9 protein-coding genes are annotated in these 15,320 nt (G+C 62.8%); 7 read left to right on the top strand and 2 right to left on the bottom strand.

Features of this window, described 5'->3' with window-relative positions; translation table 11 throughout:
* Positions 1 to 41: 41 nt before the first annotated feature.
* Positions 42 to 1,583 carry an IS3 family transposase gene (locus BLQ58_RS25075; protein WP_092602868.1) on the top strand — a complete coding sequence of 514 codons (1,542 nt, stop codon included), beginning with the start codon at positions 42 to 44 and terminating at the stop codon, positions 1,581 to 1,583.
* A gap of 249 nt (positions 1,584 to 1,832) precedes the next feature.
* Here BLQ58_RS25075 and BLQ58_RS25070 read toward each other — a convergent pair whose 3' ends face one another.
* The gene (locus BLQ58_RS25070) at positions 1,833 to 3,590 is read right to left on the bottom strand and encodes a hypothetical protein (RefSeq protein ID WP_368086174.1); all 1,758 of its coding nucleotides are present in this window, start codon (positions 3,588 to 3,590) and stop codon (positions 1,833 to 1,835) included.
* Between the two features lie 149 nt (positions 3,591 to 3,739).
* On the opposite strand from BLQ58_RS25070, the gene BLQ58_RS25065 reads away from it, so the two are divergent.
* Positions 3,740 to 4,849 carry a helix-turn-helix transcriptional regulator gene (locus BLQ58_RS25065; RefSeq protein WP_029051478.1) on the top strand — a complete coding sequence of 370 codons (1,110 nt, stop codon included), beginning with the start codon at positions 3,740 to 3,742 and terminating at the stop codon, positions 4,847 to 4,849.
* A gap of 852 nt (positions 4,850 to 5,701) precedes the next feature.
* Here BLQ58_RS25065 and BLQ58_RS25060 read toward each other — a convergent pair.
* On the bottom strand, positions 5,702 to 6,610 hold the full coding sequence (locus BLQ58_RS25060) for a LysR family transcriptional regulator (protein WP_029051477.1): 909 nt from the start codon (positions 6,608 to 6,610) through the stop codon (positions 5,702 to 5,704).
* 111 nt (positions 6,611 to 6,721) lie between these two features.
* Here BLQ58_RS25060 and BLQ58_RS25055 point away from each other — a divergent pair, with 111 nt between their 5' ends.
* From BLQ58_RS25055 to BLQ58_RS25035, 5 genes are all read left to right on the top strand, one after another.
* Positions 6,722 to 7,453 (top strand): SDR family oxidoreductase, encoded by a 732-nt coding sequence (locus tag BLQ58_RS25055; protein ID WP_029051476.1) that lies wholly within the window; start codon positions 6,722 to 6,724, stop codon positions 7,451 to 7,453.
* 135 nt (positions 7,454 to 7,588) lie between these two features.
* Entirely contained in the window at positions 7,589 to 8,782 is a 1,194-nt protein-coding gene (locus BLQ58_RS25050; RefSeq protein ID WP_092602865.1) for an MFS transporter, read from the top strand.
* A 42-nt stretch (positions 8,783 to 8,824) separates the two neighbouring features.
* Positions 8,825 to 9,685 carry an oxidoreductase gene (locus tag BLQ58_RS25045; RefSeq protein WP_092602863.1) on the top strand — a complete coding sequence of 287 codons (861 nt, stop codon included), beginning with the start codon at positions 8,825 to 8,827 and terminating at the stop codon, positions 9,683 to 9,685.
* A gap of 80 nt (positions 9,686 to 9,765) precedes the next feature.
* Positions 9,766 to 10,788, top strand: a complete 1,023-nt coding sequence (locus BLQ58_RS25040) for an LLM class flavin-dependent oxidoreductase (protein ID WP_029051692.1) — start codon at positions 9,766 to 9,768, stop codon at positions 10,786 to 10,788.
* 352 nt (positions 10,789 to 11,140) lie between these two features.
* Positions 11,141 to 15,004 carry an autotransporter outer membrane beta-barrel domain-containing protein gene (locus BLQ58_RS25035; RefSeq protein ID WP_175459999.1) on the top strand — a complete coding sequence of 1,288 codons (3,864 nt, stop codon included), beginning with the start codon at positions 11,141 to 11,143 and terminating at the stop codon, positions 15,002 to 15,004.
* The last annotated feature ends 316 nt before the right edge of the window (positions 15,005 to 15,320 follow it).

The raw sequence follows: 15,320 nt of genomic DNA, 5'->3' as shown, positions 1-15,320 counted from the left end.
TGGGGGTGCGGCCGAAAACTTGGACTACCTGGAGGTAGTTCATGTACTCGTATGAAGACCGTCTGCAAGCGGTTCGGCTGTATTTGAAGTTAGGTAAGCGCATCGGAGCGACCATTCGACAGTTGGGATACCCGACGAAGAACGCCCTCAAAGCCTGGTATCGCGAGTACGAACAGTGCCATGATTTGCGGGCTGGCTATGTGCGTCTACGACAAAGGTATTCGGCCGAACACAGGCAGGCGGCCGTCGATCACTATCTAAGCCACGGGCGCTGTGCTGCTGCAACCCTGAGGGCGTTGGGATACCCGTGCCGGGCGACGCTGGCAGCCTGGATCGAAGAACTGCATCCCAGCATCGGAAAGCGCGTAGTCGGCAGAGTCGCTGGCAGCGCCCCGAAATCGCAGGAAGTGAAACGGGCAGCAGTCATCGAACTGTGCACCAGAGAGCAAAGCGCACGCGCGGTCGCTCAGAAGGCAGGCGTGAGCAGGCCAACACTGTATAACTGGAAGAACCAGCTACTCGGGCCAGAGGCTCCCGCATCCATGAAACGCCAAACCAAGCGCGCGCCGGACGAAGAGAGGGTGAAACTGGAGCAGCAGGTCGAATCCCTTCGACACGATATCCGGAAACTGCAGCTCGAACACGATATCCTCAAGAAGGCGAATGAACTGATAAAAAAAGAAGTGGGCGTCAACCCGCAGCTCCTGAGCAACCGGGAGAAGACGATGCTGGTTGACGCCCTGAACCAAACGTACGCGTTGCCGGAGCTGTTGGCAGCATTGGGGCTTGCTCGTAGCTCTTACTTCTATCACCGTGCACGCCTGCGCGTCGCTGACAAGTATGCAAGCGCACGTTGTGCTATCGCGAACATTTTTGAGGTCAACCACCGCTGCTATGGCTATCGGCGGATACGCGCGGCACTGGCGAGACAGCAAGTCTTCCTCTCGGAGAGGGTCGTGCGGCGCTTGATGAAGCAGGAAGGCCTTACGCTTGCTGTCACCAAGCGCCGTCGTTACGGCTCCTACCTCGGGGAGATAAGTCCTGCACCTGAGAACCTCATCAATCGCGATTTCCAGGCCGCTGCGCCCAATGAGAAGTGGCTCACCGACATTACCGAATTCCAGATTCCGGCAGGCAAGGTCTATCTGTCGCCGGTGATCGACTGCTTCGACGGGCTTGTCGTAAGCTGGGCTATCGGCACCCGGCCAGATGCTGAACTCGTCAATACCATGCTTGATGCTGCCATTGACTCTGTGGCCAACTGCGATGAAAGGCCTGTGGTTCACTCCGATCGCGGTGCGCACTATCGCTGGCCCGGATGGCTCTCACGGATGCGCGATGCCAAGCTCATTCGTTCGATGTCACGCAAAGGATGCTCGCCCGATAACGCAGCCTGTGAAGGTTTCTTTGGGCGACTGAAAACCGAGTTGTTCTATCCTCGTGACTGGCGGACAGCAACCATTGAGCAGTTCATCAAGGTCGTTGACTCTTACATCCGCTGGTACAACGCAAAGCGGATCAAGCTCTCCCTCGGCTTCCTGAGCCCGATCGAATACCGGGAGAGTCTCGGAATAGCGGCATAAAACAGTCCAAGATTCCTGCCGCACCCCCTTCTCTTGGCCACAGTTTTTGCCTCCGAACGGACCGTTAGCCCGCCCCTAGAGACGATCTCGGCGGTGGTGACCAGTTCTTCCCCGCTCCGCCACTTATGGTCCGCCATCATCTCCATCTCATCGACGGTCCAGCCCTCGCGCGAAACGGATTCCTCGAAGAACCAACAAAAAGCCCCACGCGGCTGCGTGGGGCAAGGGCTGAATCGCCAGTGAGTCGTCTTACGGACGGTCGACCGAGATTGAGTAGAAGTGGTTCAGCGGGTCCGGCGGGTTGACACTGATCGCCACGCTCAGGCCCGTGTTGGGCAGGTTCATCGTGATGGCCTCCGCCGCGCCAGGAGCGCCGCCGGGAATTGCCTGGACCTGCGGGCGATAACGCAAGCCAACCGAAGGCATGTTGTCCTTGAACGTGTCGATTCGGCCGTCCTCGGCGCGCTGGCGCGTAAAGAGGCCATTCGCCGTATCGACGGAGATGACCTTGGTCGTGAACGCGTTGATGCCGTTGGTGCCGATGTTGCCACTGGAGTTCACGTTGACGTCCCAATAGGAATTCGTGAATCCGAGCGCAGGCATCGCGCGAGGCGTGGGCCGTTTCGCCATCCAGAAGCCGTTGGCGTGGATGACTACGATCGACAACTGCCCGTCCACCCCCTTAAAACCAAACGCGCGTGCGGTGCCGTCGCTGAACACGGCGTCGAAGCCGCCATTGGCGTTGGCCGAGACCGTCGGAAGATCTGCGGGAGCCCACGCCGAACAGCCGTTCATACCGCAGTCGGCACCCTTGGTGAACTTGCCTGCGATGTCCACCGTGAACTTGATCAGGCCGGAGCCATAGGTGGAGACGCTGGTTTCTTTTTCGAAGGCCATTGCCACCCAGTCGCCGGCAAGTTCGGCAAGCGGGATGGTCTGCTCGGGAATCACCAGGCTCGGGGCGCCGAGGCGACGCTCCACACCGATTCCAGACTTGGAGATCAGCAGGCGAGCGTCGTTGTTGCTGAAGCGGCACGCTTCGCCAGCGAATGCCGGGAACGACTCCACGGCGCTGGTCGAATCGTTCGTGCGCGTCAGGGCCACGGCATCCACCGTGAAGCGCTGGACGGTATTGCCGGTCAGGTCGACCTTCTGGTACTTGCCGCTGCGGAACGATGCGCAGGTGGCGGAAGCGGGCTGCAGGATCGTCGTGACGCCAGCGGTCGAGCCCGAGTTGGAACCTACTGCGGCGGACAGATCCGCAATCGAGGTCTTTGCGGTCTCAAGCACCCTGCCAAGCGTGTCGAGACGCTGGTCGAGCGCGTTCCCCGGCGTGTTGCCATGCGCGGCCACCAGCGTGTCCTTGAGCGGGTCCATGCCGGCGAGGTCCACCGTGCCGGTCAGGATCACCTTGACGGCCTCGATGGCGTTGCTCACGCCGCTGTTGTTGAGCTTCGATTGCGCCTGGGCGTCGAAGCTATCGAAGAAGGTCTTGGTGCTGCCGCCGGCAATCGACGCGGTGATCAGCTCGGTGAGCGGCGTGATGTTGGCGACGGCTGTCGTGCCGGTGCCCGCTTCGACCACGGAATGCAGCGTGGTGCCATCCGGCGTCGTTACGCTGAGCACGCACGGGCGCGTGGCGTCAGCGATGTTGATCGTAAAGGTGCCGTCGGAGGCCGTCGTTGCGGTACCACTGCCGGAAGCGCACTTGGCCTGCACGGTTGCATTGGGCAGTGCGGCGCCCACGGCTGCCGTGCCGGCGATCTTGGTGGTTGGCGTATTGGATGTGGATGGCGTCGACGACGTCGAGTCCGAACCGCCTCCGCATGCGCTCAAGGCCGCTGCAGCGATAGCAGCCAGATAAAGTTTTGTTTTCATTTCCCGGATTTCCCCCTGTCTGATCAGAACGATTGCGGGAAACGTTGCGTGCCCTAACCCATCCGGGCAATGCGATCCACTTCCCGCGATGCGATTCTCTGAGAACGCCAATCCGCGCGCATCATTCATTTAGATGAAAGGATGGCAATCCCCGCTGACGAAGGGCATCAAATCCGCATGGCCCTATGGGAAGCTGCAATCAGGTCCGCAAGAGACCACCAGCGTTGCGTTGCGATGTAAGCGTGTGCTGAATGAAATGACCCCGGGGAGAGAGAAAATTGTTAAAAGATCACTTGATAGGCGATCTTTACGAGGCCGCAGTTCGACAGGATGGCTTTTTGGCCACATTCCAAGCTGTTGTGGAATCACTGGGTGCCACTGTATTCCACATGTTTAGCTGGGATGCAGCGCGCAATGCGCCGCATTTATCAGTCCACACCGCCGACAGTCACCTGGACTGGGTCGTGTCGCTCTACGACCAGTACTACGGGGCGCTGGATCCCAGGCGCGAGGTCGTGGAGAAAGGGAGCCGCGGCAATTTCCTCTTTTGCCAGGACTATCTCACGGAGTCGGACGTCGCGCGTAGCGAGTTTTACCAGGACTTCCATATTCCGACGGGCTTCCGATATCTTGCGGGCGCGCGCCTGGCGCGTCCGGGGGCAGACGATATTCTTCTTGGATTGGTGCGAGGTAGCGACATGACGCCTTTCTCGCCTGAGCAGCGGGTTGCCATTTCCGGCATGGCGGGACATCTGCAGCGATCGATCAACCTTTGGCAGGATGCGCGGGTGCTGCATCGCGACGCAGCGCTCGGCACGGAACTGATGGCGCAACTGGGGCTTGCAGTGTTTGCGCTTGACCGGGACCGCAAGCTCGTTTTCGCCAACCAGGAAGCCGAAGCCATGCTGCGTGCCACAACCTGTCTGAAGTTGATTCACCAACAGCTGGTCGCGTCGGTCGCCGCCGAGAACACCGGCTTGCAAGCCGCCATCGCGCGCGTGGCACAGTCACGCCAAGGTGAAAGCCTGGCGTTGCGCGCTGAGTCGGGGGTGCAGCCCGAGATTTTCCTGAACATCAGCCGGCTGCCAGGGCGAGACACCCATTCGGCCTTCGGACACGCTGAAGTTCTGGTCACGGCCAGACGGCGCGGCACGGCGCCGCTGGTCACAGCCAGGCAACTACAGCAGTCGTTCAGGTTATCCGCGGCCGAAGCGGCAGTGGCCGAGGCGCTGATTTGCGGCAGGACGCCGGACGAATATGCGGCTGGCACCGGCGTTTCCGTCGCAACCGTGCGGACCCAACTTCGCGCCATCTTCGAGAAGACCAGCACCCGATCCCAGACGGAGGCCGTGGGCGCAATGCTCTGGGTACTGTCGCAGTCCGAGTAAGCCTTGGGGGTACCCGACCACGGCGGGCCAGCCGAAGGGGCTCAGGCAAGTCCGTCGGCGTCCGCGACGCGGAGAGCATCCGGTCCACGTAGCGTGCGATTAGGTGGATTCGGCCCCACCAAGCCTACCCCAGCAAGGGGGCAGCCTCAGACGGGCGCGGGTACAGAAGATGTTCACGTGCGTATCTTTTTTGATGCTGTCTCGGTTTGTCCAATTTCTGCCGTCCCTGACAGCGTTACATCTGCGTACGGAGCTCAGCGACGTCGACGCGCTCCGAGTGCATCGTCGTGTCAACGCGTCCGCCTCTACTGTTTCCACAATCCTGCTCAGATCGACTGACAGTACCGCCGTTTGCGCATCGCCTTAAGTATCGCGGCTCAGGCGCGCCGGCCAGCTATTGCAGGGCATGCGGCTCTATTGAGAGTGGGCAAGGTCGAGCTGTGGGGAAATTTTGTCCGCTGGCGTGCGAAGCGCGATGGGTCTTTGCCCCCGCACAGGCGCGACCGGACCGTAAAGCGCGTCCGATACGTAGTGCTTTGGTCTGCTGCATTCCACACCGTTGGAAAAGTCGTCCAGACTACCCGAAAAACCGATATTCGCGAGCGGCGGCAACTGGCCGGGCCCGGTTGTCGGCCCTCATTCACAGGCCTGGTCTAGCTCAATCGGCGGTTCGCGACCCCTTCCAGACATCAGCCTAAGCCGCACCGATGGCTGCGATGGGCGCCAAATCCGTCACTCGTACTGCCCCATAACGACCTCGGGCGGTGGGTCCTAATGTAAATTTGCGGCGCCGTAGCACCGCAGCACCGTCAACGTCTGCCGAAGTCGCTCATTGCAATCAGGTCTCGCGACTCACTGCGGAAGCCAAAGAGGGCTGTCCCAAGCCTTCAGCTCCTCAAGAAAAGCTCTTAGCTTCGACGGCATAAAGCGGCGCGTCGGATAAACGGCGTGCACCGATATCTCCGGTGATGACCAGTTGGGCAAGATGCGCACAAGCTCACCCCTGGCGATCTGCGCATCGGCATATCCGGAAGGAAGGAGCGCGATACCATGCCCGCGACGTACAAATGCGTTCACGATGTGAAAGTCACGTGCGGCGACAGGGCCGGTCACCCGGATCTTTGCCGACTTTCGGCCGCTCATCAAGTGCCAGTCCGTCTCATTGTTTCGGGCATTGATCAGAACGCATGGATGCACGCGGAGGTCTTCTGGCCGAGAGGGGAGGGCATGAGTCCGCGCGTACTCCGGCGACGCAACCAAATACCGCACACTTCTTCCTACGCGTTGCGCGACCAGGCTGGAGTCTTGCAAATCGCCGAAGCGAATGGCAACGTCCACGTTCTCCGCGATCAGGTCCACGAACAGGTTGGTGAAGTACAGGTCCACTTGGATGCCTGGATACTTGTTCAAGAATGCCGATAGAAATGTATAGAAGGGCTCATATTCCAGCATTACCGGACCCGATACTCGGAGCAGCCCTTCCGGTTTGCGCTGCGTCTCGGTAATCGCGTGCTCCGCGTCGAAAAGGTGACTCAACGGCTCACTGCACTGGTCGTAGTAAGCGCGCCCCTGCGTCGTCAGGCTGAGTTTGCGCGTCGTACGTTGCAAGAGCGTCACGCCGAGGCGTTGTTCCAGGGCGGTGACCTTTCGGCTCACCGTCGAGACCGGCATGTCCAGCGCTTGCGCTGCGCGGCTGAAGCTATCGAGCTGCACCACACGCACGAAGACGGCGATGTCGTTCAGATCCGTAAGTTCGGCCATGGCGACTTTTGCATACGTGGAAAAGAGATTCCAGATATTCTAGTCTAATCAAAAATCGCTCCGTAGCCGAGACTTGTCTCCAAGCAGTTCAACCTCCCTTGGAGAACAGTCATGTCAAGCAAAGTCGTCCTCATCACCGGTGCATCGAGTGGAATCGGAGAAGCCACCGCAAGGCTGCTGGCCTCGCAAGGCGCAACCGTCGCACTGGCCGCGCGTCGCATAGACGAGCTCAAGCAAATCGCTGCCGATATTCAGGCAAAAGGCGGCAAGGCGTCCGCGCACCACGTCGATGTCACCGACCAGGCGCAGGTCGATCGCCTGGTCAGCAATGTCGTCGCCCAGCACGGCCGTCTCGATGTGATGGTGAACAACGCCGGGCTGATGGCCATCGCGCCTCTGACGCTTCGGAAGACCGAAGAATGGGACCGCATGATCAACATCAACATCAAAGGGCTTCTCTACGGCGTTGCTGCGGCGCTCCCGATCTTTGAACAGCAGCAATTCGGTCATTTTGTGAACATCGCGTCGGTTGTCGGGCTGAAAGTCTTCAGCCCGGGCGGTACGGTGTATTCGGGCACCAAGTTCGCGGTCCGCGCCATTTCCGAAGGACTGCGGCACGAGGTCGGGGGCAACATTCGCACCACCGTCATCTCACCTGGGGCGATCGACACCGATCTCAAGTTCGGCTCCGGTGACAAAGACAGCCGAGATTTCGTCGTCGATTTCTACAAGATGGCCATTCCGGCCGATGCGATTGCCCAGGCTATCGCATATGCCGTCGCCCAGCCCGCGTCCGTCGACGTGAATGAGATCGTGATCCGTCCCACGGTGCAGGATTTCTAAGAAGCAGGCGGCCGGTATCGCGGCGCCGCCTCTGGAAAAGTCTCCACGCGCCGGCCTTTGCGGTTGGCGCCCCCCCCGATTGATCATGCGGTGCAGCCACCAGCCAGGCCGGGACCGCGCGCGAGGACAGAGATCATGAAACTTCCGGTTCCCCTGTTGGCCGCAGCCGCCTTTGCGATGCTCACCAACGAATTCAATATCATCGGCGTCATTCCGCTGATCGCGCAGGATCTTGACGTGCCGGTGCCGCAGGTCGGGTTGCTGGTCACTGCCTTCGCTTTCACCGTGGCGATAACGGGCCCCTTCCTGACGCTCGCATTGCGACGGGTCGAGCGGCGACAGCTCTTCACCGGCGTCCTCGCGGTCACCGCCGTCGGTGCGGCCATCGCAGCGATGGCACCGAACTATGGGGTACTGGCTGCCGGACGGATCGCTTCGGCTCTGGCGCTGCCCGTGTTCTGGAGCATGGCTACATCGGCAGCGGCCCGGATATCCGAGCCAGGCAACGCCGGACGCGCCATCTCAACAGTATTCGCCGGCGTGTCCATCGCGAGCGTCATCGGATCGCCTATCACCACGATATTGGCCGACGCGTTTGGATGGCGGATGGCATTTGCCGCCGGCGCCGCACTCTGCGCCACCATGGCTCTCCTGATATGGAAGTTCTTTCCCCGCATGGAGGCGCTGCCCGAGGACACCCCCCATGCGTCTTTCAGGTCGCTGATCCAACCCAAAATCGTGAGCCATCTGGCGATGTCTTTTCTCGCCTTGACGGCCATGTTTACGTCCTACACCTACCTCGCCGACCTACTGACGCGGGTCGGGCATTTCAGCAGTACCTCGACCGGCTGGATCTTGATGGGGTTCGGCGTTGCGGGCATCGTTGGCAATGAAATCGCGGGCCGGTTCGTGGATGTGAATCCTCTACGGGCGGCAGTTGCCGCCGTTGTCATCGCCGGTCTCGCCATGGCGGCTTTTCCCTACCTCCTCGATAGCCATCTCGCTGCCATGGCAGCGCTCGCGATCTGGGGCGCCGCGCATGCGGCCGGGTTCGTGACCAACCACGTGCGGACGATTCGCGCAGTGCCTCCTGCGCTCCAAGACGTAACGGCATCGCTCAGCGTTTCCATCTTCAACGCCGGAATCGGTATGGGTGCGGTCGTTGGCGGCAACGTCATCGGCGCGCTGGGCCTGCGCGAGATCGGTGTTGCTGGCGCATTGATCTGTGGCCTGGCGTTGGGTGCCGCAACGGTGATTGCCCTCGCCGCCGGAAGGCCCCGCGTCATCCCGGGTCGAGCGGGCGCGGTCCTGTCACGGCAGCAATGCTGAGGCCATTCATCGAATTCCCCCCCCCCAACTCAGGAGCAACTCATGACTACCCATACAAAGCAACAGTTCAAGCGCGTCTGGTTCATTACCGGCCCAACGCGAGGCCTAGGCGCACTGATGGCGAAGGCGGCCCTTGCCGATGGCAATGCGGTTGTTGCCAAAGGTCGCAACGCCTCCGCAATCGTCGAGCGGCTGGGCGATTCGCCCGCGCTGCTGGCGCTCCGCCTTGACGTTACCGACGCAGGGCAAGTCCAGGCGGCTGTCGATGCCGCCATCGACAGGTTTGGTCGCATCGACGTACTGATCAATAACGCGGGGTTCGGGCTGCTTGCTGCCATCGAAGAATCGAGCGACACCGACGTCCGTCGCCTCTATGAAACCAACGTTTTCGGCTTGCTAGGCGTGACGCGAGCGGTGCTGCCAACGATGCGCAAGCAGCGTTCGGGCCACGTCATCAACCTTTCGTCGATTGTGGGTTATCAGGCGTCAGCGGGCGGGGGCGTGTATAGCTCGACGAAGTTCGCGGTCGAGGGCATTACGGAAGCGCTGCACGCGGAACTGAAGCCGCTCGGCATCCATGCAACAATGATCGAGCCAGGATTTTTCCGCACGGATTTCCTCGACACATCGTCGCTTGTGGTCGGCACGGACGTGGTCGACGACTACGCCGAGAGCTCGGGCAAGCTGCGCGAGCTTGCCGTTGTCATCAATCACAACCAGCCAGGCGATCCAGTGCGGTTGGCAACGGCGGTCGTCGCGCTCGTCAACGCGGAAACACCGCCGTTGCGCTTGCCGCTCGGTACCGATACCCTGCATGCGATCGCGGCTAAGAACGCGTACGTGGCGACGGAAACGGAAGCATGGAAGACGCTGTCGGCGTCGACAGACTTCCCGGCGGAATGATCCGCCATCCGGGAGACCTCGCTGACTGACTGACGCGCGACTCGCCAACCCGAATCGAAACACCACTGCAGTACACCGTCATGAAAAAGATCGGATTTCTCTCTTTTGGCCATTGGGGCCAAAGCTCGAGCTCTCGCACAAGGACCGCTGCAGACGTGTTGCTGCAGTCGATCGATTTGGCTGTCGCCGCCGAGGAACTGGGCGCGGATGGGGCATTCTTCCGCGTCCATCATTTTGCGCAGCAGCTGGCCTCGCCGTTCCCGTTGCTTGCGGCAGTCGGTGCGAGAACCCATCGCATCGAGATCGGGACGGGTGTCATCGACATGCGTTACGAAAACCCGCTGTACATGGCGGAGGAAGCTGGCGCGGTTGATCTGATCTCCGGCGGCCGACTGCAGCTTGGCATCAGCCGAGGCTCCGGTGAGCAGGTCGTGGACGGATGGCGCTATTTCGGGTACGCGCCTGCCGAAGGCGAAAGCCACGCCGATTTGGCACGGCACCATACGGAGGTGTTCTACGAAGTCCTGCAAGGCAAGGGTTTTGCGCAGCCGAATCCGCGGCCGATGTTCGCCAACCCACCCGGCCTCCTACGCGTCGAGCCGCATTCCGATGGGCTCAGAGACCGCATCTGGTGGGGTTCGGGCTCTAATGCGACCGCGCAATGGGCCGCCAGAATGGGCATGAACCTGCAGACCTCCACGCTGAAGAACGACGAATCCGGGCGCCCTCTCCATATCCAGCAAGCTGAGCAGATCCGCGCTTACCGCGCCGCATGGAAAGAGGCCGGTCATACCCGTGAACCGCGGGTCTCGGTCACCCGCAGCATTTTCCCATTGATAAGCGAGCAGGACCGGGCGTATTTCGGTCGTGGCACGCAGACCGCGGACACCGTCGGCTTCCTCGAGGATGACGTGCAGAAGATTTTTGGGCGGAATTACGCTGCAGAACCTGACGTACTCATCGACATGTTGGCAAAGGATGAGGCCATCGCCGCGGCGGATACGCTACTGCTGACGATCCCGAACCAGCTCGGCGTGGAATATTGCGCCCATGTTATTGAGGCCGTTCTGCAGCAGGTGTCTCCCGGTCTCGGGTGGCGTTGAAGGGCGCTTCTGCATCGGTAGCCGGCACCTCTTATCGCCGCTCGGTTATGCCAGTCGATGTTTGATCGCTGATGCCTCGGAATCGACAGAAGCCTTTCGGAGTGGTTCAAAAGCAACACGGAGCCTGCAGACTGCAGCGCTTCCAAGCCACGTAAACGTATCTTTCGATCCGTAAAATGCGAAAATCCGGTCCCGAGGGACCAGTCGCCTATGCCGTTGCGGCTTTTCGCCGACGCCGCTGAGGTTGGCACGGGCGCCCGCACATTAAAACAATGAAAGCGCGGACATAGCCGGCAAGCAGACGGCTGCCGCGCATAAAAAGGGTCGCCGGCTTGGCCGGTTAAAAATCCGCATGACAAGACATTCGAGTCTCTCCGCCGGTGAACAGCCGTGCCTGCGCGCCATTGCCGGCGCCGTCGCCCTCTTCACGATGTCCGTTGCCGCGTCGCCGGCACAAGCCTCTGGCGGGAACGGCGGTGCCGGGGGCTACACTGCCTTCCTACCAGGTGGGTGGGGCGGCTACCTCGCGGGCCAGGCTGGGCAGAGCGGTCTTACGGTGTTCGATGGCGACGGGACTGGTGGCGGCGGTGGCGCTCGCAACGGGGCCGGTGGCTCGGGTGGCATCAGTTCGTCTCAGACAACGCCGCTGGGGCTGGCCGGCACAGCGGGTACCGCGCCAGGCCAGTTCGGCGGCAATGGTGGCGACGGGCAATTCGACTATGCCTGGTTCACAGGGGGCGGTGGCGGCGGCGGCGGAGGTGGGGCAGATGGCATGGTCAGGGCTGCCGTGCCGACTACCATCTCCACCGCAGTGTTCGGCGGCAACGGGGGCCGGGGCGGCAACGGTGGAAGCGATGCGACCGACCCGCAAGCGGGCTACCAGGGCGGCGGCGGCGGTGGCGGCGAAGGCGGATACGGCCTGATCCACGCGGGTAGCGCCGATATCCTTGTGAAGGCGGGCGGCGCGGTGTACGGCGGCTCGGGTGGCAGCGGCGGGAATGGCGGCGCGTCAAAACCGATGCCCGGCTTCTCGGGCGCCGGCAACGGCGGCGACGGCGGTGTCGGCATATTGGTGAGCAGTGCGGCCACCGTACATATCGAAGCAAATGCCGTGGTGGCGGGCGGCAACGGCGGGGCCGGGGGCAACGGCGGCGACGGCGTCTACGATCTCTACGGCAGCCTGGGAGGAAAGGGCGGGGTGGGGGGCAGCGGCATGGAGCTGGCCAGCGGGTCCACGCTGCTAAACGAGGGCATGATCATGGGTGGCGCGGGAGGCGCCGGTGGCTCGGGCGGCATGAACATGGATGGTTCGCGGGCAGCTAACGGCGCCGCAGGCGCCGGCGGCGTGGGCGTGCTCGGCAGCAACTTGACCATCGTCAACAAGGGGACCATCGTAGCAGGCGGCCCCGGCTTGGCGGCTGTCCAGTTCACGGGCGGCACGAACCGCTTCGAGTTCTGGACCAACAGCGTCGTGGGGAGAATCGAAGCCTACGGCACGGATGACACGTTTGTGCTGGCTGGCGACACCGGCGCTGCCACATTGACTGGCGGCATCGGCAACGCCGGCCTTTATCGTGGCTTCGAGCATTTCCAGAAAATCGGTGCCTCGGTCTGGACCCTCGCCGGTACCAATACCGATATCACAAGCTGGCAAATCCTGGGCGGTACACTTGCGATTGCCTCGGACGCCAACCTTGGCGCGCCAGCCGGCACACTTGGGTTGAACGGCGGCACGCTGCAGACTACCGCAGCCATGACCACGGCGCGTGCAACGACGCTCGGGGCGGGGGGCGGTACGTTCGAGGTGACGAACGGCACGCTCACGCACAACGGTGTCATCGATGGCCCCGGCAGCCTGACCAAGACGGGGAGCGCCACGCTTGACCTGAACGCCGTCAATACCTATTCCGGTGGCACGCTGGTTAGTGCTGGCACGCTGAGCGCCAACGTCAATGGGGCGCTGGGCACTGGCGGGGTCAGTGTCGATGGCGGCACGCTTCGTCTTTATGGGAACTTTGATCTCGGTGCCCGGCAGGTGGTCAATCGATCCGGCTACATCCAACTCTTTGGCGCAGGCACCCTCGGCAATGCGCAGGTGACGAACCTCGGCGGGTTCACATACCTGCTCGGCAGCAGCACGGCGGCCAATGCGACGATCATCAACAACGGCGGCGTGATGTCGTTTCAGGAGGGCAGCACCGGCGGTAACAGCCAGGTGACGACCCGCAGTGGCAGCTACACTGAGTTCTGGGGCTGGAGTACCGCTGGCAACGCCTCGCTGGTGACGGAGGCTGGGGGCTGGGTCGATTTCTCGGGCACGTCAGGTCCGGCGTTCGACCACCGGATTACCGCCGGCGCCATCGCCGGGGCGGGCCGCTTCCAGCTTGGCCAGAACGTCCTGACCGTTGGAGGCAACAACACGTCCACCACCGTGAGCGGCACGATCGAGGACGGCGGGGCCGGTGGCGGCAGCGGCGGGGGACTGGTCAAGATCGGCGCTGGCACACTGACACTGAGCGGCGCGAATACCTATACCGGTGCGACGACGGTGAACGCGGGCACGCTGGCCGTGAACGGCAGTGTGGCAGGGGCGGTCACGGTGAACGACGGCGCCACGCTGAGCGGCACTGGCAACGTCGGCAGTACCGTTATTGCATCGGGCGGCACGCTAGCACCGGGCAATTCCATCGGCACACTGACGGTCAACGGCAACTTGACGCTGGCGTCGGGTTCGACCTATCGAGTGGAAGCCGACCCGGCATCGTCGGCCAGCGACCGCGTTGCGGTGAGCGGTACAGCCACACTCGGCGGTGCGGTTGTCCATGTCGGCCCCGACGGCAACTTCACGTCCACGCGCCGCTACAGCATCCTGACCGCCGGCACGGTGCAGGGCCGCTTTGCCTCGGTCAGCTCGAACTACGCGTTCCTCGACCCGACGCTGACCTATGGCGCCAACGAAGTCACCCTGGCACTCACGCGCAAGGTGGTGACGGACCCCGTGCCGCCCGTCTCGCCGCTCGTTCCCGGCGCAGGTGGTGGCGCTGGCGGGGGCACCCCGCGTGCGATGCGCTTTGCCGATGCCGCAGTCACCGGCAACCAGCGTGCCGTGGCTAACGCACTGGAGACCCTGCCGGACAGCAACCCGGTGCACGAAGCCGTGGTGACGTTGCGCGAGGGCGCGCCGCCGGCCGTCTTCGACAGCCTTTCCGGGGAGGCCCACGCCAGCGTGTCCACGGGTCTGATGACCCTGGCGGGTGGGGCGCGGGCGCTGCCGCTGGCGCATTTGAATGACAGCCTGTCCGCCGGCATGCTGCCCGGCGCGCCCATCGCCCAGCTTGGTGGCCTCCTGCCGCCTGCCGCACTGCCCATTTCCGCCGCCCAGCCGCTGTGGGTGGAAGTGCTTGGCAACTGGCAGAACTTTCATGGAAGCGCAGATGCAGCGCGCGTGCGCCAGCAGACTGGCGGCTTCTATCTGGGTGGCGACGGTGCGGTGGGGCAAGGCTGGCGCATCGGCGGCGCGTTCGGCTACGCCAACAGTACGCTGCGAGTGAGCGAACGGTCGTCGCGCGCCATCACCGATTCATTCAGCGCCACGCTCTACGGCGGCCGCGCATTCGCGCTTGGCGGCGGCAAGCTCAAATGGCTGTTCGGTACCGCCTATAGCTGGCACGACGCCGACACGGACCGGCAGGCCAGCCTCGGCGGCAGTACGGTGCAGTCCCTGACCGCCAGCTATCACGCCAGCACCGCGCAAGTCTTCACGGAAGCCGGCTTCGCCATGCCTCTATCGGCAACCATCCAGCTCGAGCCGTACGGGGGCGTGGCGTGGAGCGACACACGCACGCGCAGCTTCGCGGAGACCGGCGGCTCGGCGGCTCTACACAGCCTAGGCGATAGCAACACGTTGACCACCACAACGCTCGGCCTGCGTACTAGCGCGCGCGTCCAGTTTGGCGGCACTGACGCGGCGTTCTACGTCGGAGCCGGCTGGCGCCATGCGTTCGGCGACGTACGCCCGGCTACCACGCTGGCTTTCGATGGCAGCCAGCCGTTCACGGTGACGGGTGCGCCGATTGCCCAGAACGCGGCGCTGGCCGAACTGCGCGCCGACTTCGCCATTTCGCCCATGGCCACGCTTGGCTTGCGCTATACCGGCCAGTTCGGTAGCGGCAACCAGGACCATACCGGCACGTTGGGCTTGCGGTGGAGGTTCTAGGGCGACGGCGGAGGGCGGTTCGGTCGCTTCGAAGGCGGCCTCTGCATGGCGTCATCCGCAGGGTCATTCGCGGAGTGTCGATACCAATGGCCTGCGCGCCGATGACTTCACCGGCGCGCAGGGCTGCGTCGTAGGCTTCAGCGCGCAGCATCAAGGTTCACGGCGTCAAGCGGGCGGGCAGCCCGATGCTATTGCTACTCTCGTAGCTTTCCTTCACCGGGCAGCCCTTTTTCACGCAAAAGTCGCCGTCACTGATCCTTCATATCCCCCGAGCGGTGGCCTGTGCCGCTGCGGCGTCACCGCACATCGTGCAAGC

The sequence above is a fragment of the Ralstonia sp. 25mfcol4.1 genome (assembly GCF_900104095.1).
Taxonomy (GTDB): domain Bacteria; phylum Pseudomonadota; class Gammaproteobacteria; order Burkholderiales; family Burkholderiaceae; genus Cupriavidus.
Note: the sequence above shows the minus strand (reverse complement) of the source record. Positions and strands in the feature narration are given on the sequence as shown.

What these genes read in the sequence shown, in the direction of transcription:
- BLQ58_RS25075 (WP_092602868.1), top strand. Translation starts at nt 42, where the DNA reads ATGTACTCGTATGAAGACCGTCTGCAAGCGGTTCGGCTGTATTTGAAG.
- BLQ58_RS25070 (WP_368086174.1), bottom strand. Translation starts at nt 3,590, where the DNA reads ATGAATGATGCGCGCGGATTGGCGTTCTCAGAGAATCGCATCGCGGGA.
- BLQ58_RS25060 (WP_029051477.1), bottom strand. Translation starts at nt 6,610, where the DNA reads ATGGCCGAACTTACGGATCTGAACGACATCGCCGTCTTCGTGCGTGTG.
- BLQ58_RS25055 (WP_029051476.1), top strand. Translation starts at nt 6,722, where the DNA reads ATGTCAAGCAAAGTCGTCCTCATCACCGGTGCATCGAGTGGAATCGGA.
- BLQ58_RS25050 (WP_092602865.1), top strand. Translation starts at nt 7,589, where the DNA reads ATGAAACTTCCGGTTCCCCTGTTGGCCGCAGCCGCCTTTGCGATGCTC.
- BLQ58_RS25045 (WP_092602863.1), top strand. Translation starts at nt 8,825, where the DNA reads ATGACTACCCATACAAAGCAACAGTTCAAGCGCGTCTGGTTCATTACC.
- BLQ58_RS25040 (WP_029051692.1), top strand. Translation starts at nt 9,766, where the DNA reads ATGAAAAAGATCGGATTTCTCTCTTTTGGCCATTGGGGCCAAAGCTCG.
- BLQ58_RS25035 (WP_175459999.1), top strand. Translation starts at nt 11,141, where the DNA reads ATGACAAGACATTCGAGTCTCTCCGCCGGTGAACAGCCGTGCCTGCGC.